Annotated in this window: 18 protein-coding genes; 8 read left to right on the plus strand and 10 right to left on the minus strand. The window is 70.9% G+C overall.

What is annotated here, in order from left to right:
- Window positions 1–3: 3 nt before the first annotated feature.
- Both STRCI_RS26655 and STRCI_RS26660 read right to left on the minus strand, forming a co-directional pair.
- Window positions 4–516: a hypothetical protein gene (locus tag STRCI_RS26655; protein ID WP_269661497.1), complete on the minus strand. Its 513-nt coding sequence runs from the start codon at window positions 514–516 to the stop codon at window positions 4–6.
- 33 nt (window positions 517–549) lie between these two features.
- Window positions 550–1,677, minus strand: a complete 1,128-nt coding sequence (locus STRCI_RS26660; RefSeq protein ID WP_269661498.1) for a magnesium and cobalt transport protein CorA — start codon at window positions 1,675–1,677, stop codon at window positions 550–552.
- 465 nt (window positions 1,678–2,142) lie between these two features.
- On the opposite strand from STRCI_RS26660, the gene STRCI_RS26665 reads away from it, so the two are divergent.
- Window positions 2,143–2,727: a suppressor of fused domain protein gene (locus STRCI_RS26665; protein WP_269661499.1), complete on the plus strand. Its 585-nt coding sequence runs from the start codon at window positions 2,143–2,145 to the stop codon at window positions 2,725–2,727.
- A 56-nt stretch (window positions 2,728–2,783) separates the two neighbouring features.
- Here the strand turns inward: STRCI_RS26665 and STRCI_RS26670 are convergent, their stop codons facing one another.
- On the minus strand, window positions 2,784–4,007 hold the full coding sequence (locus tag STRCI_RS26670; RefSeq protein WP_269661500.1) for an MFS transporter: 1,224 nt from the start codon (window positions 4,005–4,007) through the stop codon (window positions 2,784–2,786).
- 176 nt (window positions 4,008–4,183) lie between these two features.
- Here STRCI_RS26670 and STRCI_RS26675 point away from each other — a divergent pair, with 176 nt between their 5' ends.
- The 3 genes from STRCI_RS26675 to STRCI_RS26685 all read left to right on the plus strand — a co-directional run bounded on the left by STRCI_RS26675 (window position 4,184) and on the right by STRCI_RS26685 (window position 6,472).
- Entirely contained in the window at window positions 4,184–4,825 is a 642-nt protein-coding gene (locus tag STRCI_RS26675; protein WP_269661501.1) for a DUF6758 family protein, read from the plus strand.
- 131 nt (window positions 4,826–4,956) lie between these two features.
- The gene (locus STRCI_RS26680; protein ID WP_269661502.1) at window positions 4,957–5,814 is read left to right on the plus strand and encodes a PHP domain-containing protein; all 858 of its coding nucleotides are present in this window, start codon (window positions 4,957–4,959) and stop codon (window positions 5,812–5,814) included.
- 52 nt (window positions 5,815–5,866) lie between these two features.
- The gene (locus tag STRCI_RS26685; protein WP_269661503.1) at window positions 5,867–6,472 is read left to right on the plus strand and encodes a MarC family protein; all 606 of its coding nucleotides are present in this window, start codon (window positions 5,867–5,869) and stop codon (window positions 6,470–6,472) included.
- A gap of 93 nt (window positions 6,473–6,565) precedes the next feature.
- Here STRCI_RS26685 and STRCI_RS26690 read toward each other — a convergent pair whose 3' ends face one another.
- A complete protein-coding gene (locus STRCI_RS26690; protein WP_015658004.1) occupies window positions 6,566–6,718 on the minus strand; it encodes a hypothetical protein in 153 nt (50 codons plus the stop codon).
- A 175-nt stretch (window positions 6,719–6,893) separates the two neighbouring features.
- Between STRCI_RS26690 and STRCI_RS26695 the strand changes: the two genes are divergently transcribed.
- Complete coding sequence (locus tag STRCI_RS26695; protein WP_269661504.1) at window positions 6,894–7,787, plus strand: NYN domain-containing protein; 894 nt, start codon at window positions 6,894–6,896, stop codon at window positions 7,785–7,787.
- On the opposite strand, the gene STRCI_RS26700 is transcribed toward STRCI_RS26695, so the two are convergent.
- Together STRCI_RS26700 and STRCI_RS26705 are read right to left on the minus strand one after the other, a co-directional pair.
- On the minus strand, window positions 7,784–8,659 hold the full coding sequence (locus tag STRCI_RS26700) for an alpha/beta fold hydrolase (RefSeq protein WP_269661505.1): 876 nt from the start codon (window positions 8,657–8,659) through the stop codon (window positions 7,784–7,786). The two genes, STRCI_RS26695 and STRCI_RS26700, sit on opposite strands and share 4 nt — an antisense overlap.
- Window positions 8,660–8,793: 134 nt before the next feature.
- Window positions 8,794–11,496 (minus strand): DEAD/DEAH box helicase, encoded by a 2,703-nt coding sequence (locus tag STRCI_RS26705; protein ID WP_269661506.1) that lies wholly within the window; start codon window positions 11,494–11,496, stop codon window positions 8,794–8,796.
- A 309-nt stretch (window positions 11,497–11,805) separates the two neighbouring features.
- Between STRCI_RS26705 and STRCI_RS26710 the strand changes: the two genes are divergently transcribed.
- The gene (locus tag STRCI_RS26710; RefSeq protein ID WP_269661508.1) at window positions 11,806–12,570 is read left to right on the plus strand and encodes a ferritin-like fold-containing protein; all 765 of its coding nucleotides are present in this window, start codon (window positions 11,806–11,808) and stop codon (window positions 12,568–12,570) included.
- A 131-nt stretch (window positions 12,571–12,701) separates the two neighbouring features.
- Here the strand turns inward: STRCI_RS26710 and STRCI_RS26715 are convergent, their stop codons facing one another.
- The 4 genes from STRCI_RS26715 to STRCI_RS26730 form a co-directional block, all read right to left on the minus strand.
- Window positions 12,702–12,971 (minus strand): hypothetical protein, encoded by a 270-nt coding sequence (locus STRCI_RS26715; RefSeq protein ID WP_269661509.1) that lies wholly within the window; start codon window positions 12,969–12,971, stop codon window positions 12,702–12,704.
- A 217-nt stretch (window positions 12,972–13,188) separates the two neighbouring features.
- On the minus strand, window positions 13,189–13,416 hold the full coding sequence (locus STRCI_RS26720; protein ID WP_269661510.1) for a DUF3107 domain-containing protein: 228 nt from the start codon (window positions 13,414–13,416) through the stop codon (window positions 13,189–13,191).
- 146 nt (window positions 13,417–13,562) lie between these two features.
- Window positions 13,563–14,207 carry a TetR/AcrR family transcriptional regulator gene (locus STRCI_RS26725; RefSeq protein WP_269661511.1) on the minus strand — a complete coding sequence of 215 codons (645 nt, stop codon included), beginning with the start codon at window positions 14,205–14,207 and terminating at the stop codon, window positions 13,563–13,565.
- Window positions 14,208–14,414: 207 nt separating this feature from the next.
- Window positions 14,415–14,639 carry a hypothetical protein gene (locus tag STRCI_RS26730; protein ID WP_269661512.1) on the minus strand — a complete coding sequence of 75 codons (225 nt, stop codon included), beginning with the start codon at window positions 14,637–14,639 and terminating at the stop codon, window positions 14,415–14,417.
- 257 nt (window positions 14,640–14,896) lie between these two features.
- Between STRCI_RS26730 and STRCI_RS26735 the strand changes: the two genes are divergently transcribed.
- Entirely contained in the window at window positions 14,897–15,955 is a 1,059-nt protein-coding gene (locus tag STRCI_RS26735) for an alpha/beta fold hydrolase (RefSeq protein WP_269661513.1), read from the plus strand.
- A gap of 7 nt (window positions 15,956–15,962) precedes the next feature.
- Complete coding sequence (locus tag STRCI_RS26740) at window positions 15,963–17,576, plus strand: DUF3152 domain-containing protein (protein WP_269661514.1); 1,614 nt, start codon at window positions 15,963–15,965, stop codon at window positions 17,574–17,576.
- Window positions 17,577–17,609 lie beyond the last annotated feature (33 nt).

Consider the following 17,609-nt stretch of genomic DNA (forward strand, 5'->3'; position numbering starts at 1 on the left):
GCGCTACTTCCGCTTGCGGCCCTTCAGCAGGAGCTTCGGCAGGCCCGCGGGGATCGGGCGGCGCGTGGTGGCCGGGGAGGGCAGGGGCGCCGCGGACAGGTCGGCGTCCGGCAGCTGCGCGGTCGCCCCGGTCGGCTCCAGGCGCAGCACCCGGCACTCCCGGCCCCAGCGCTCCGGCATCGCCTCGCCGTCCGGCGCGTTCAGCCGCTTGCCCTTCAGTTCGGCGACCGTCACCTCCCACTGCTCGGACCCCGAGGTCAGCTCCACGACCTTCGCCGACCAGGAGACCAGCCGGCCCCCCTTGTCCTTGCTGCGGACCGTCACCTCGGCCGCGCCCCCGTCGGAGAGCCCGGTCAGCGGCTGCTCGCCGGGCCCGTCGCCGACGACGCACGCCGCGCCCTCGTGCCACACATGCCACAGCGCGCGAGCCGGGACACCGGGTCCCTGGACCCAGATCAGCCCGGACTTCTTCGTGGCCTCCTCGACGAGGGCCTGATCGAGCAGCTCACTTGTCATGAGCCCAGCCTAGCCAGCCCCACCGGACAGTCCCTAGAGCCAGCCGTTGCGCTTGAGCGTGCGGTGGATGCCCAGGCAGAGGGCGACGGTCACGCCGAGCACGAGCGGGTAGCCGTACTTCCAGTGCGTCTCGGGCATGTAGTCGAAGTTCATGCCGTACACACCGCACACCATCGTCGGTACGGCGATGATGGCCGCCCATGAGGTGATCTTCCGCATGTCCTCGTTCTGGGCCACGGACGCCTGGGCGAGGTTGGCCTGGAGGATGGAGTTGAGGAGCTCGTCGAAGCCGACGACCTGCTCCTGGACCCGGACGAGGTGGTCGGCGACGTCCCGGAAGTACTTCTGGATGTCCGGGTCGATCAGCCGCATCGGCCGCTCGCTGAGCAGCTGCATCGGCCGCAGCAGCGGCGACACCGCGCGCTTGAACTCCAGGATCTCGCGCTTGAGTTGGTAGATCCGTCCGGCGTCGGTGCCGCGCGGGGTGCCCTTGCGGCCCGGCGAGAAGACGTCCGTCTCCACGTCGTCGATGTCGTCCTGGAGCGCGTCGGCCACCGCGATGTAGCCGTCCACGACATGGTCGGCGATGGCGTGCAGCACCGCCGAGGGCCCCTTGGCGAGCAGCTCCGGGTCGTCCTGGAGCCGGTGCCTGAGCGCCCGCAACGAGCCCTGTCCGCCGTGCCGGACGGTGATGAAGAAGTCCCGTCCGGTGAAGCACATCACCTCGCCGGTCTCCACCACCTCGCTGGTGGCGGTGAGTTCGTCGTGCTCGACGTAGTGCACCGTCTTGAACACCGTGAACAGCGAGTCGTCGTACCGCTCCAGCTTGGGCCGCTGGTGCGCCTGCACCGCGTCCTCCACGGCCAGCGGGTGCAGCCCGAACTCCGTGGCGATACCGGCGAATTCGGCCTCGGTCGGCTCGTGCAGCCCGATCCACACGAACCCACCGTCGCGCCGCACCTGACGCATCGCCTCGTGCGGGCTCAGCTGCCGTCCGCTCTCGACGCGCGCGCCGTCGCGGTAGACGGCGCAGTCGACGACGGCGGAGGGCGTCGCTGGGTCACGGGTGGTGTCGTACGCGCCGCCGTCCATGCGCATGCCCTTGCGCAGCGCGGGACGGGACGGACGGACCGCGGCACGGAGGTCACGGATCATCGACATGGCAGGCTCCTTCGCGAGCAGGCAACGAAAGGCCGCTGCGGCGGGTGGAACTACCCGGAATGGGGACGTCCTGGCTCTTGGATGTTTGGCACGTCCACAAAGCGGGGAGCACCGCACCGTCGCGGTGGCGAGCTTCGCTGCTGGTTCAGCTACTGCTGCTGACTGACAGATCAGGCAAAACGAAACGAAGGCTCTTCCGCGGTGAAAGGCAGACGAGAGGTGGCAGCCGGCTAGAAGCAGAGCAGCTACGTCAGTGGCGGGAAGAGCGGGTGCTACTGCACGGTCGACTTCGATCCATTGCAGCCCCACCTCCTCCGGCCGGTCCCTCGTAAGGGAGTGTCCTCGGCGTCGGGGCCTGACTGCGACGTGTCAACGTGCTGCCCCGAACCACCGCGCAAGAGTATCAGCCGACTGAAGTGTCAAGGCGCTGCTTTGCCCGGTACTGACGAGTTCTATGCTCGCCGCATGGTTGATGTTCTTCCTCTGGTCGAGGCCCGGTTGCGCTCCGCGCTGGGCGAACCGGACGCCCGCGCCGCGGTCACCTTCCTCGGCACGGACCGCGTCGAAGTCCTCCGTTTCCACGAGGGCGACATCGTCCGCTACGCCACCCTCGGCATGTCCGCGCACCCCATGTCCGACCCCACCGCGGTGCTCGCCGACCCGGTCAAGGGGCCGCGCGCCGAGCTGGTCCTCTCCGTCCGCACGGGCCTCGCCGACACCGACAAGGCGCTTCGGGCGCTCGCCGTGCTGGCCGCGTCCCCGCAGGTCGAGGGTGTGGTCGTGGCGCCCGGTGCCTCGCTCGACGTGGGTGAACCGCTGTGGCCCGGCGCCCCGTTCACCTCGGTGCTGGTCGCCGAGCCGGGCGGGCTGGTCGAGGATCTGGAGCTGGACGAGCCGATGGATCCCGTCCACTTCCTGCCGTTGCTGCCCATGACCCCGAACGAGGCCGCCTGGAAGCGGGTGCACGGCGCCCAGGCCCTTCAGGAGCGCTGGCTGACGAGCGGGACGGACCTCAGGGATCCGTCCCGCGCCTCGGTCTCGCTGACGTGAGCACTGACGTGAGCAAGGTCACCAACCGGCCGTAGGAATGCGTCAGTTGGCATCCGTCAGTTGGCAAAGACGGCGACCCCGCCCTCGGCCGCGTGCCGCTCCTCCAGCTCCTCGGCCTCGTGCGTGAGCGCCTTCCGCCGTACGACGACCACGACGGCACCCAGCACCGCGGTGACCGCCGCCACCACGAACGGCATGCGGACGTCGGTCCACTCCTCGATCTTCGGCGCGAAGTAGGGCGCCGCGGCGGCCGCGAACCAGCGCACGAAGTTGTAGCCGGCGCTCGCCACGGGCCGCGGGGCGTCCGAGACGCCGAGCGCCAGCTCCGTGTAGACGGTGTTGTTCACGCCGATGAAGGCGCCGGACAGGATCGTGCAGACGACGGCTGTGGTGTGGTCGCCGTAGCCGAGGACCAGTACGTCGGCCGCGAGCAGCAGCAGTGAGCCGCCCAGCACCTTCAGCGAACCGAACCGCCGCTGGAGCCGCGGTGCCACGAGCACCGAGAACACGGCGAGCAGCACACCCCAGGCGAAGAACACCGCCCCGGACTTGTACGGGGTCATGTCCAGCACGAACGGGGTGAAGGCCAGCACGGTGAAGAACGTGTAGTTGTAGAAGAACGACGAGGCCGCGGCGGAGGCCAGACCGCCGTGGCCGAGCGCCTTGAGCGGGTCGAGCAGCGAGGTCTTCCGGGCCGGCTTCGGCTGCTCCTTCAGGAACGCCGCGATGCACAGGAAGCCGACGGCCATCAGGAACGCCGTGCCGAAGAACGGGTAGCGCCAGCTCGCGTCGCCGAGCAGGGCGCCCAGCAGCGGTCCGCAGGCCATGCCGAGACCGAGCGCGGACTCGTACAGCAGGATCGCCGCGGCGCTCCCGCCCGCCGCCGCGCCGACGATCACCGCGAGGGCGGTGGAGACGAAGAGGGCGTTGCCGAGGCCCCAGCCCGCCCGGAAGCCGACCAGTCCGGCGACCGAGTCCGAGGTGCCGGCGAGGCCCGCGAAGACGACCACCAGGGCGAGGCCGAGCAGCAGGGTCCGCCGGCCGCCGATCCGGCTGGAGACGACGCCGGTGACCAGCATCGCCACGGCCGTGATCAGGAAGTACGAGGTGAAGAGCAGGGAGACCTGGCCGGCCGTGGCGTCCAGGCCCTGGGCGATCGACGGCAGGATCGGGTCGACCAGGCCGATGCCCATGAAGGCGACGACGGACGCGCCGGCGGTCGCCCACACGGCCTTGGGCTGGCGAAGGAGGCCGCCGGCTCCCGCGTCGAAGGGGTCCATGGTGACTCCGATCCCGAAATCCCGATGATCTCGATGGAGATGGTTGGTGTTTACATACAATAAGTTAGCTCGGCTAATTAATGCAAGATACATCTAAAATTGGCCGGTCGGCCTGTTCCGCCCGGACGGGTGATCGTCCTTGACGTGGCGCGGAAGGGGTAGGACCGTGGAGCCCTATGAGGGGCGAACCCAGTTGCCCGAAGTGTGGTGGCCGGGTCAGGGCTCCCGGACTCTTCGCCGATTCCTGGCAGTGCGATGTGCACGGGACCGTGCATCCACTCCAGCCCGTGATCCCGCCCAGCGTCGAGGCCCTCAGCGTCGTCGTGCATCGCACGCAGGTACCGGTGTGGATGCCGTGGCCGCTGCCGGTCGGATGGCTGTTCACGGGTGTGGCGTGCGCGGGGGACGACCGCAGCGGTGGCCGTGCGACGGCAGTGGCCTGCACCGGCCCCGGGCCGCTCGGCGGCATGGGTGAGCTGATCCTGGTGGCCGAGGAGCTGGGGGTCGGACTCGGTGCGCGGTACGCGGGGATCGACGGGCCGGATCCGGGGCCGTACATGAACGTGGAGAAACCCGCGCAGGCGAAGGTGCTGGCCGCGGGGCGGCCGACGCCGCTGTGGCATGTCACGAGCGCGCCGGACGACCGGGCGGTCTTCGCGGGGGAGGCCCTGGGGCTGTGGCTGTGGGCCGTGGTGTGGCCCGAGCAGTCCGGGCTGCTGATGTACGACGAGCTGGTGCTGACGGATCTGCGGGACGCGGGGGCGGAGGTCGACCTGGTGCCCTGCGGGGCGCTGTCACCTCGGTTGCTTGAGCCGTAGGGCGCCTGTCGGGGCGGTTCACCGCTCGTTCGTAAGAAGTGAACCCCGGGTTCAGGTGTGACATGAGCCCGTTCGAATAGCAGCTATCCTGGGCTGGTCCCTGTTCCGTCTCGCCCTGTTGGAGCTCGCGCGTGCGTATCGACCTGCACACCCACTCCACCGCGTCCGACGGTACGGACAGCCCCGCCGAACTGGTGCGCAACGCCGCCGCCGCGGGTCTTGAGGTGGTCGCGCTCACCGATCACGACACCACCCGTGGGTACGCCGAGGCCATCGCCGCGCTGCCCGCGGGGCTGACTCTGGTGACCGGGGCCGAGCTGTCCTGTCGTATCGACGGGATCAGCATGCACATGCTGGCCTATCTCTTCGATCCCGAGGAGCCGGCGCTGCTCGCCGAGCGGGAGCTGGTCCGGGACGACCGGGTGCCGCGGGCCCAGGGCATGATCGCCAAGCTGAACGCGCTGGGTGTGCCGGTGACCTGGGAGCAGGTCTCGCGGATCGCCGGTGAGGGCTCGGTCGGACGGCCGCATGTCGCCTCCGCGCTGGTCGAGCTGGGCGTCGTGCCGACCGTGGGCGACGCCTTCACGCAGGACTGGCTGGCCGACGGCGGGCGGGCCTTCGTGGAGAAGCACGAGACGGATCCCTTCGAGGCGATCCGGCTGGTCAAGGGCGCGGGCGGAGTCACCGTGTTCGCCCATCCCGCGGCCGCCAAGCGGGGCCGTACCGTGCCCGAGTCGGCCATCGCGGAGCTGGCAGCGGCCGGACTCGACGGCATCGAGGTCGACCACATGGACCACGACCCGGACACCCGGGCGCGGCTGCGCGGCCTCGGCGCGGACCTGGGCCTGCTGATGACCGGCTCCAGCGACTACCACGGCAGCCGCAAGACCTGTGTGCTCGGCGAGTACACGACCGACCCAGAGGTCTACGGCGAGATCACCCGGCGAGCGACCGGGGCGTTCCCGGTGCCCGGGACCGGCGGAGCCTGAGGCAGTCCCTCACGCCGACCCCCTTTCACTTCTTCGCAAGGCCTCTTCACTGATGTTCGACGTTGCCGTCTTCGGCTCTCTCTTTTTGACCCTTTTTGTCATCATGGATCCCCCTGGGATCACCCCGATCTTCCTGGCGCTGACCTCGGGACGCCCGGCGAAGGTGCAGAAGCGGATGGCCTTCCAGGCCGTCTGTGTGGCGGGCGGTGTGATCGCCGTCTTCGGGCTCCTCGGCCACCAGATCCTGAACTACCTGCATGTCTCCGTCCCCGCGCTGATGATCGCGGGCGGTCTGCTGCTCCTGCTCATCGCGCTCGATCTGCTCACCGGCAAGACGGACGAGCCGAAGCAGACGAAGGACGTCAATGTGGCGCTCGTACCGCTGGGCATGCCGCTGCTGGCCGGGCCCGGCGCGATCGTCTCCGTGATCCTGGCGGTGCAGAAGGCCGACAGCGTGGCCACGCAGGTCTCGGTGTGGGCGGCGATCCTCGCCATCCATGTCGTGCTGTGGCTGGTGATGCGGTACTCGCTGCTGATCATCCGAGTCATCAAGGACGGCGGTGTGGTGCTGGTGACCCGGCTCGCCGGCATGATGCTCTCCGCGATCGCCGTGCAGCAGATCATCAACGGCGTCACCCAGGTCATCCAGTCGAGCTGATCCGATGACCGTCGTCCGCTGACCACCGGCACGCGCAGGGCCCCGTACGGCGTTTCCGTACGGGGCCCTGAAGCTTTGGTGAGTGGATCCGGGTTACGAGGCGGAAACCTCTGCCGGGCGGATCCACAGCCGCTGTCCGATCGCTGCGGCCTGCTGAACGATCCGGTTGACGGAGGCGGCGTCCACGACGGTGCTGTCCACGGTCGTGCCGTTGACCTCATCGAGTCGCATGATCTCGAAGCGCATCGCTTCTCCCTTCGTCTGGTTCCTTGGTACGCACTAGTCAACGGCATGCGTGTTACAAACATTCCCTACGCTAAGGAAATTTTTCGAACGGCTAATTACTGACCGGTAAGCGGTGCCAGCAAGACCGAGCGGGACCGGTTGTATTCGCAGCGTGACCGCCGGGACAATGGACGCGATGAACGACGACCTCTCGGCGCTCGGCGCCCGTATCGACCGCACCAACGAGTTGCTCCAGCGCATGCTCGCCGAGGTGGCGAAGACACCCTCGACCCATGCGATCTTCGTCGACGCGGGCTATCTCTACGCGGCCGCCGGCCGGCTCGTCGCCGGGACCGAGGACCGGCGCGCCTTCGACCTGGACGCCGAGGGACTGATCGAGGCGCTCATCGACCGCGCCCGGACGATCTTCGCCGACAGCAGGCTGCTGCGCGTGTACTGGTACGACGGCGCCCGGCGCCGGATCCACACCGCCGAGCAGCAGTCCATCGCCGAGCTGCCGGACGTGAAGGTGCGGCTCGGCAACCTCAACGCCAACAACCAGCAGAAGGGCGTCGACTCGCTGATCCGCACCGACCTGGAGTCACTCGCCCGGCACCGCGCCATCAGCGACGCGGCCCTGCTCGGCGGTGACGAGGACCTGGTCTCCGCGGTGGAGGCGGCGCAGGGGTACGGCGCCCGGGTCCACCTGTGGGGCATCGAGGCGCCCGAGGGACGCAACCAGGCCGAGCCGCTGCTCTGGGAGGTCGACAGCCAGCGCACCTTCGACCTCGACTTCTTCAAGCCGTACGTCTCCCGGCGCACGGCCACCGCCTACGAGGCGACGGCGGCCCGGCCCACCCGCGAGGACGTCCGCTTCGTCGGTGCGCAGATCGCCGCGAAGTGGCTGGCGGCGCGGGGCCGGGAGTCGCTGGTGGAGCTGCTCCCCGGACATCCCTATCTGCCGGGCTCCGTCGACCAGGATCTGCTGGTCGAGGCGGAGGGGCTGCTGCAGTACTCCCTGCGCGGACAGGCGGACCTGCGGCGGGCGCTGCGCGACGGCTTCTGGGAGCACCTTCAGGCGCAGTACTAGTCGCGCTTCGCGAGGCCGTCCCAGAAGTCGGCGAGGGCCTCGGCGGTGGGCAGGGGCCGTTCGATGTTGGGGGAGTGCTCGGCGCCCGGGACGACGGTGCGGCGGGCGCGCAGCCGTTGGGCCATCTCGTCGAGGACGGGCACCGGCCAGGTGACGTCCTTCTCGCCCGACAGGACATGGAACGGCAGCGGTACGGCGGCCAGTTCGGCGACCCGGTCCGGCTCGGCGCACAACTGACGCCCCGCTGCGGCGAGTTGGGCGGGCTTGTTGCCGAGCCAGCGGCGGCGCAGCTGCTCCAGGCCGCCGAGACCGCGAGCCGGGCCGCCGACTTCCTCCGGCGGACCCATGGCCAGGATCGCCTCCCACACCTCCGGCATCGTCATCCCGGCGAGCGCGTCCCGCAGCAGCTTGACGCGCTGCTCCTGGGACACGGAGATCCGGGCGGGACCGGACGCGACAAGCGTCAGCGACCGGAACGAGGAGTGGTCCAGCAGGGCGGCGGCACGCGCGACCTGGCCGCCGAAGGAGTGCCCGACGAGATGGACGGGGGCGTCGAGCGCGGCCGCCTGCGCCAGCACGTCTCGCGCCAACTCGCCCTGCGCGTAAGCCGACTCGTCGTCCGCGGGCCCGTCCGACTCGTACTGTCCCCGCCCGTCCACGGCGACCGTACGGTACCCCCGCGCCGTGAGCGGCTCATGCAGCAGCGTGAAATCCTCCTTGCTCCCGGTGAACCCGGGCAACAGCACGACGACACCACGCCGCTCCACCCCGTCCGGCACCGGACAGTCGACGACAGCGAAGTCCCCGCGCGCCGTGCGGAGGGGGTAGGCGCGGGCGCCCGGGGGCGGGGTGAGGGGGGTGGGGGTGGTCACGGGGCGAGGGTAGCGGGGGGTGGGGTGGGGGTGTTCGGCGGGTGGGCGGGCCCGTCGGCTTGGCTCGGGGCGGGGCCGGGTACGCGAACGGCCCGGCTCCACTCGGGGTGGGGCCGGGCCGTTCGGTTGGGAGATCAGCTCTCCGTGGGCTCTGCGGCTACCGTCGCCTTTCGGGTGCGGCGGGTCCGGGGCTTCGCCTCGGGGACCTCCGCGGTCTCGACCGCTGCCGTCGTAGCCTTGCGGGTCCGGCGGCGCGGGGCAGTCGGCTCGTCCGCGGCCTGGGCCGGGATCTCGGCGGGCTCGGCGGCGACCGCGGTCTTGCGGGTGCGGCGCGTCGTCGGCTTGGCCTCGGCGGTGTCGACGGCCGCTTCCGCCGCCTTGCGGGTGCGGCGGGGCTTGGTCTCCGTAACCGTCTCCGGCTCCGGGGCGGCCTCCGCCGTCTTGCGGGTACGGCGCGTCTTCGGCTTCGCCTCGACGGCCTCCGCGGTGTCCACCGCGACCTCCGCCGCCTTACGGGTCCGGCGGCGCGGGGCAGCCGGCTCCTCCGCGGCCTGCGCCGGGATGTCCGCGGGCTCGACGGCCTTGCGGGTCCGGCGGGGCTTGGTCTCGGCGGCCGTCTCCGGCTCCGGGGCGACCTCGGCGGTCTTGCGGGTGCGGCGCGTCTTCGGCTTCGCCTCGACGGCCTCCGCGGTGTCCACCGCGACCTCCGCCGTCACCTTGCGGGTGCGGCGGGGCTTGGTCTCCGTAACCGTCTCCGGCTCCGGGGCGGCCTCCGCCGTCTTGCGGGTGCGGCGCGTCTTCGGCTTCGCCTCGACGGCCTCCGCGGTGTCCACCGCGACCTCGGCCGCAGCCTCCGTCGTGGCCTTGCGGGTGCGCCGGGGCTTCGCCTCGGTCGCCTCCGCGGTGTCGAGCACGGCCTCGGCGACGGGCTCGGCCGCCTTGCGGGTACGGCGACGCGGCTTGGTGGCGGCCGGCTCGGACTCCGCGGTCACGGATTCCTGCGACTCCACGACCGGCGCCGGCTCCGCTACGACGGTCTCCTCCGCCGAAGTCACCGTCGGCTCCGCGGACTTGCGGGTCCGGCGGCGGCGCGGCTTGTCCGCGGCCTCGGTGCCCGCCTCCGCCGTGGCAACCGTGCCCTCGGCCATGGCGGTCGTGCCCTCCGCCGTGTCGAGCGCGGCTTCCGCCGACTCGGTCGCGGTGGACGCGGTCTGCACCGCCTCCGGTGCCGCTCCGCCACGGGTACGGCGACGGCGGCGCGGGGTGCGGGTCGCGGACTCCTCTGCCGACGGGGCCGACGGGGTCGCCTCGGTGGCGTCCGTACCGGCCGGAGCGGCGTTCGGGTCCAGCACGGCCCCGCCACGTGTACGGCGACGGCGGCGCGGCGTACGCGCGGAGCGCTCGCGGTCGGCGGAACGGGACTCGTCCCGGCCCTCACCACGACCACCCCGGCCACGCGCACCGCGACCACCGGTCTCGCCGAGGTCCTCGAGCTCCTCCGCGTCGAGCCCGGCGCGCGTACGCTCCGAGCGCGGCAGGACACCCTTGGTGCCCGCGGGGATGCTGAGCTCCTCGAAGAGGTGCGGGGAGGTGGAGTACGTCTCCACCGGGTCGTTGAAGTTGAGCTCCAGCGCCTTGTTGATCAGCTGCCAGCGCGGGATGTCGTCCCAGTCGACGAGCGTGATCGCCGTACCCGAGGCCCCCGCGCGGCCCGTACGGCCGATGCGGTGCAGGTACGTCTTCTCCTCCTCGGGCGACTGGTAGTTGATGACGTGCGTCACGCCCTCGACGTCGATACCGCGAGCGGCGACGTCGGTGCAGACGAGGACGTCCACCTTGCCGTTGCGGAAGGCGCGCAGCGCCTGCTCACGGGCGCCCTGGCCCAGGTCGCCGTGGACCGCGCCGGACGCGAAGCCACGCTGCTTGAGCTGGTCGGCGAGATCGGCCGCGGTGCGCTTCGTGCGGCAGAAGACCATGGCCAGTCCCCGGCCGTCGGCCTGAAGTATGCGCGCGACCATCTCGGGCTTGTCCATGTTGTGCGCGCGGTACACGTGCTGCGAGATGTTCGCGACCGTCACGCCCTCGTCGTCCGGCGCGGTGGCGCGGATGTGCGTGGGCTGCGACATGTAGCGGCGCGCGAGACCGATCACCGCGCCCGGCATGGTCGCCGAGAACAGCATGGTCTGGCGGCGGGCCGGAAGCATGTTGATGATCTTCTCGACGTCGGGCAGGAAGCCCAGGTCGAGCATCTCGTCGGCCTCGTCGAGGACGAGCGCCTTGATGTGCTTGAGGTCGAGCTTCTTCTGGCCCGCGAGGTCCAGCAGTCGGCCCGGGGTGCCGACGATGACGTCGACGCCCTTCTTCAGGGCCTCGACCTGCGGCTCGTAGGCGCGGCCGCCGTAGATCGCGAGAACGCGGACGTTCCGCACCTTGCCGGCGGTCAGCAGGTCGTTGGTGACCTGGGTGCACAGCTCGCGGGTGGGGACGACGACGAGCGCCTGCGGGGCGTCCGTCAGGTCCTCGGGCTTGGCGCGCCCGGCCTCGACATCGGCGGGGACGGTGACGCGCTCCAGGAGCGGGAGGCCGAAGCCCAGCGTCTTGCCGGTGCCGGTCTTGGCCTGGCCGATGACGTCGGTGCCCGAGAGGGCGACGGGGAGCGTCATCTCCTGGATGGGGAAGGGATTCACGATACCGACGGCTTCGAGGGCCTCGGCGGTCTCGGGAAGGATCCCGAGCTCTCGGAAAGTCGTAGTCAGGGTGCTGCCTCTTCTGTGTGCGCGGTGCGAGGCGAGCGCGGGGGTCTGTGACGGACCGTGCCGGGGGACGTCGGCTGCCATACGGTCGGGCCGTAAGGCACGGGACCACTGCCGACGCTCTAGCGCTCGTACCGCTGAGGGTGTCCCCCCGGGAATCCGTACGCACAGTGCCGTACGGACGAGGGGCTGTCGGGTCGGAGCCGATCGGGCCACCGACCGGGCATCCTCATACGTGCGGCCCGTCGAGACACCGTCGAATTACGTCGACGTACTCAGCAGGCGCATTACCACCATACCCCGGAATCGCGCACACGCGATGGCCGATTTGGTCACGTAGTCGTTGTCACACTGATTGACCAGGGACTTCCCCCGTGCGACGAGCGGGCTATTGTGCGCTTCATGACCACCTCTGACAAGCCTGACCCGGCCGCGGACAGCACGGACGCACCCGTCGAGCACACGGGGGTCGCCGCCCAGGACTGGGCGACCGCCTCCGCAGATCCGCAGTACCGCGCCGCGGTCGTCGACCTGCTGGGCGCGCTGGCGTACGGGGAGCTTGCCGCGTTCGAGCGGCTCGCGGAGGACGCCAAGCTGGCGCCGACGCTGGCGGACAAGGCGGAGCTGGCGAAGATGGCGTCGGCCGAGTTCCACCACTTCGAGCAGCTGCGTGACCGGCTGACGTCGATCGGTGAGGAGCCGACGCGGGCGATGGAGCCGTTCGTCGCCGCGCTGGACGGGTTCCACAAGCAGACGGCGCCGTCGGACTGGCTGGAGGGGCTCGTCAAGGCGTACGTCGGTGACTCGATCGCCAGTGACTTCTACCGGGAGGTCGCGGCGCGGCTCGACTCGGACACGCGGGAGCTGGTCCTGGCCGTGCTCGACGACACGGGGCATGCCGGGTTCGCGGTGGAGAAGGTGCGCGCGGCGATCGACGCGGATCCGCGGGTGGGCGGGCGGCTCGCGCTGTGGGCGCGGCGGCTGATGGGGGAGGCGTTGTCGCAGTCGCAGCGGGTGGTCGCTGACCGGGACGCGCTCTCGACGATGCTCGTGGGTGGCGTGGCCGACGGGTTCGATCTGGCTGAGGTCGGGCGGATGTTCTCCCGGATCACTGAGGCGCACACCAAGCGGATGGCCGCGCTGGGGCTGGCCGCGTAGCGCCTCTTGCAGGGGGCGGTTTCCGTTGTTGCGCGGCCGGCTGCTGCCCGGTGGGGGCTGGTCGCGCAGTTCCCCGCGCCCCTTCAGGTGGGATCGGGCGCCGGTTGTCTGTCTGCGCCCCTAGCGCTTCTTCACGCCGTTGCCCGGCGGCCCAGTCTTCCCCCGGACGGGCGGAGGAGCAGGGAGAGGGACGCCGCCGAGACCGCTGCCGCGCCGGTGAGGATCAGGAACAGGTTGCCCAGGTCCAGTGCCGTGTGGGTGATGAAGGCGCCGAAGAGGGCGCCTGCCACGCCGGTCGGCAGGACCAGTGCGGGCGTGGGCAGACGGTGCGGGAGGCGGCGGGTCGCCGCCCATGCCAGGGCCAGGCCGAGGATCGCGGAGCTCAGCGCTTCCAAGAGCATGTTGGGGTCCCTCCCACATGGCCGGCCTGCTCGATACGGTCGTAGCCCGTCTTACCCCTGACCTGCGGAATCCAATCCTCCCCTGTGTTCGAACTGTGGTCCATCCGTGAAGGAGAACGGGTGGGGCGGCGATGGACGGACGGCGGAGGAATGACGGAGGAACGACGGAGGGCCCGGCGGTTCGGAAACCGCCGGGCCCTCCATGTGCAGCTGCTGTCTACAGCGCGCCGAAGCCCACCTTGCGCGGGGCCGGCTCGCCGAGCTCGACGTACGCGAGACGGTCGGCCGGGACGAGGACCTTGCGGCCGTGCTCGTCGACGAGGCTCAGCAGTGCCGACTTGCCGGACAGGGCCTCGGACACCGCCCGCTCGACGTCCTCGGCACTCTGACCGCTCTCCAGAACGATCTCGCGCGGCGCGTGCTGCACGCCGATCTTGACCTCCACGGCTATGTCCCTCCGACGGTCAGTGAAGTGCGCGGCCTACCGCGCCGTACCCAGCACACATTAGCCCGGTGAGGGGACGTACACGCTCCGCGCAAGAACGCCAGGAGCGAACAGTGCGTGGGAACAAAGTGTCGTCGGTGGTGCCGTCAGTGGTGCTGGTCGATGCCGTGCAGCGGGAAGCCCGCGATACCGCGCCAGGCGAGCGAGGTCAGCAGCTGCACCGCCTGGTCGCGCGGCACGCTGCGGTCGCTGTGCAGCCAGGAGCGCGCCACGACCTGCGCGAGGCCGCCGAGGCCGGAGGCCAGCAGCATCGACTCCTCGCGGGAGAGGCCGGTGTCCTCGGCGATGACGTCGCAGATCGCCTCGGCGCATTCGTTCGTGACCTTGTCCACGCGCTCGCGCACGGCGGGCTCGTTGGTCAGGTCCGACTCGAAGACCAGCCGGAAGGCGCCGCCGTCGTCCTCGACGTAGGCGAAGTAGGCGTCCATGGTCGCGCGGACGCGCTGCTTGTTGTCGGTCGTCGACGCGAGCGCATGCCGTACGGACTGGATCAGGGCTTCGCAGTGCTGGTCCAGCAGCGCGAGGTACAGGTCCAGCTTGCCCGGGAAGTGCTGGTAGAGCACGGGCTTGCTGACGCCCGCGCGCTCGGCGATGTCGTCCATCGCGGCCGCGTGGTAGCCCTGCGCCACGAAGACCTCCTGCGCGGCGCCCAGCAGCTGGTTCCGTCGGGCACGGCGCGGCAGGCGCGTCCCTCGCGGGCGCGCCGCCTCTGTCTGCTCGATGGCTGTCACGCCGCCTCCCAAAGTCGTCCACATGCGGTGTGCGCCGCGTCGCCATCGTACTTTTCGGTAACCCTGGTGTGCGCGGTGCGAGCGCAGAATTTCACGGACCGGACGGTGGCGAAAGCCGTGCGGAAGGTTTCAGAGCGGGATGTCCGGGGCAAAAGGCTGCCTCCCTTCCTGCTCGGCGGTGCTGGTGATGCCCCTGGGCATCGCAGGTCACCGATAGTCGTCCTCGTCCTGCGAGACGACCCGGGCCTGTTCCGCCAGGTCGGCGACGTTGGCGCGATCCTGGTCGGCACCGGTCAGCGGATCGTCACGGTCCGGCGAGAGGGCGGCGTGCTGCTCGGCGGCGTCGGCCGCGGGGGCCTCGACGTCGAACTCCTCGGCCTCCTGCCTTTCCTCGTCGGCGAACGTCTCGGGATCGCTGGGGTCTACGGCCATGGTGGGCTCCCTTCCTACGAACGTCCCTGGGGGAAGCAGGGGCCACACGCGGGTGCCCTCTGTACGAGCCTAGGAGACACCCGATTCCGACGCTATGCGATCCGCGTCCGGAGGGTCACTCCTCGCGCATCGGAGTGGTCGGGGGTGTGCAGGGGTGCGAAAGGGGTTCATGGGGCGTGGTGCGCGCGCGGGACACACAAACCTCTTGTGACGGCGAACACATGAACCACTGCGTGATCGTCTCGTAACATTGCCGCATGTCTTCGACCGAGCTGCCGTCCGCCGCACCGGCGGCCAACGTACTGCCGAAGGTGGCGACCGTCAGGGTCGCGGAGGGTGAGCGGCTCAGGTCGGTCGGGCTGCCGGGGATCACCCTGACGGTACGGTCCAGGCCACCGGCCCGCGCGGGGCTGCCGCCCGCCCTGTACGTCCACGGTCTCGGCGGCTCCTCGCAGAACTGGTCGGACCTGATGCGGCAGCTGGAGGGCGTCGTCGACGGCGAGGCCGTCGACCTGCCGGGCTTCGGCGACTCGCCGCCGCCGGATGACGGCGACTACTCGGTCACCGCCCACGCGCGGGCGGTGATCCGCCATCTCGACGCCTCCGGTCGCGGTCCCGTACACCTCTTCGGCAACTCGCTCGGCGGCGCGGTCGCCACGCGCGTCGCCGCCGTACGGCCCGATCTCGTCCGTACGCTCACGCTCGTGTCCCCCGCGCTTCCGGAGATCCGCGTCCAGCGCACCGCCGTGCCGACGGCGCTGCTCGCGCTGCCCGGCGTGGTCACGCTGTTCAACCGGATCACCAGGGAGTGGTCGGCGGAGCAGCGGGTGCGCGGGGTCCTCGGTCTCTGTTACGGCGATCCCGCACGGGTGAGCGCGGAGGGGTTCCGCAACGCCGTGGAGGAGATGGAGCGGCGGCTTCAACTGCCGTACTTCTGGGACGCGATGGCGCGCTCCGCGCGGGGTATCGTCAACGCGTACACGCTCGGCGGGCAGCACGCGCTCTGGCGCCAGGCCGAGCGCGTCCTCGCCCCGACGCTCCTCGTCTACGGCGGCCGGGACCAGCTGGTCGGCTACCGCATGGCCCAGCGCGCGGTTCACGCCTTCCGTGACTCCCGCCTGCTGAGCCTGCCGGAGGCGGGGCATGTGGCGATGATGGAGTACCCGGACGTGGTGGCACGGGCGTTCCGGGAACTGCTGGCCGAGGGGGATGATGGGACGGCCCCGCGTGCGGGCGCCGTCGACGGCGGTGCGGTCCTGAAGGACGCTGGGGCCGCGAATGACGGTGGGGCCATGACCGAGACCGCGGGGAGCTGAGGCGCGAGTGGGACGCCACAGTCGGCGAGGGCCTGCGCCGAAGAGCGAGGCAGCCGCGGACTCGGCCGGGCGGCGCAGGGGGGCGCAGGGGGGTTCTCGGGCTCCTCAAGCGCCTCGGGCGCCTCAGGCTCCTCAAGGGGGTCCGGGGGGTCCGGGGGGTCCGGGGGGTCCGGGGGGTCCGGGGGTTTCTGACGGGGCGCCGACTCGCGGAGTCCCTAGATTTCCTGACGGCACGCCGGCTCATGGTGTGCCCAGGTATGCCGATGGAACGCCGGCTCATGGTGTGCCGCGCTACGCCGACGGCACTCCCGCGCGTGGGGTGCCCCGGCTTCCTGACGGCACGCCCGCGCATGGGTTTCCGCGGCTTCCCGACGGGACCCCGGCGTACGGGTTTCCGCATCTCCCTGACGGGACTCCGGCGCACGGGTTCCCCCGGCTGCCTGATGGCACTCCCGCGCATGGCAGCCCTCGGTTCCCGGATGGCACTCCCGCGCACGGCTTTCCACGGGTCCGGGGTGGGCACCCCGAGCAGCGTGAACAGGGTGGTGGCTGGGGCGAGTTGAGGCCCGGTCAGGGGGCGGCCGCCGGTGGGGTCGCGGGTGGCGTCTCGATACCGCGGCAGCGGCCTCCGGGGTTCCACGGCGGGCCGAAGCAGGAGTATGTCGACGCCTTCGACCAGGACGTCGACGTCCTCACGCCCCGCACCTCCGCCGATCCCTACTCCACCGTCACCGACTGGTCCGCCGCCGATGTCGGCGTGCCCAGCGACACCGGCTCCGGCTACCCGCCGCCCACCGGCAAACCCGCGTCCGGCAGGAGCCCCAAGGGGCGTGCCTTCACCGGTATCGCGGCCGCCGCCGTCACCACCGTGCTCGCGGTCGTGGTCGCCGGCCAGGTCACGGACCGGGGCGCGGACTCCGGCGTACGGTCTCAGCCGGCCACCGACCAGGCGCGGGACGCCCGGGACCCCGCGTCGCGCGGGGACGAGCGGCCGACGCCCTCCGAGCCCGCCGCGGCGCCGCTGACGTACGAGCAGAAGATGGGCAAGACGTACGCGCTCAGCGCCACGCTCGACGGGTCGGGGAAGTTCGACGCCGTGAAGGGTGTCGACAAGGCGCCCGGCGCGGGGCAGAAGTTCACCTACCGCGTCGATGTCGAGCAAGGGCTCGGGCTGGACGGTGAGCTGTTCGCGCAGGCCGTGCAGAAGACCCTGAACGACGACCGGAGTTGGGCCCATGACGGGGCCCGTACCTTCGAGCGGATCCACTCCGGCGAACCCGACTTCGTGATCACCCTGGCCAGCCCGGGGACGACCGCCGAATGGTGTGCCAAGTCGAGCCTGGACACGACCGTGGACAATGTGTCCTGCGATTCGGCCGCCACCGAGCGCGTGATGATCAATGCCTATCGGTGGGCGCAGGGGTCGGAGACCTTCGGGGACCGCATTCACGCCTACCGGCAGATGCTGATCAACCACGAGGTCGGTCACCGGCTCGGCTTCCACCACGTGACCTGCGACAAGGACGGCGAACTCGCCCCCGTCATGCAGCAGCAGACCAAGTTCCTCGACCATGACGGGATCAGCTGCCGCCCCAACCCCTGGGCGTATCCCGGGAGTTGACGGGCGGCTCAGTCGTCACGTTGACATGCGTGG

The organism is Streptomyces cinnabarinus (genome assembly GCF_027270315.1).
In the GTDB taxonomy this organism is placed as follows: Bacteria; Actinomycetota; Actinomycetes; order Streptomycetales; family Streptomycetaceae; genus Streptomyces; species Streptomyces cinnabarinus.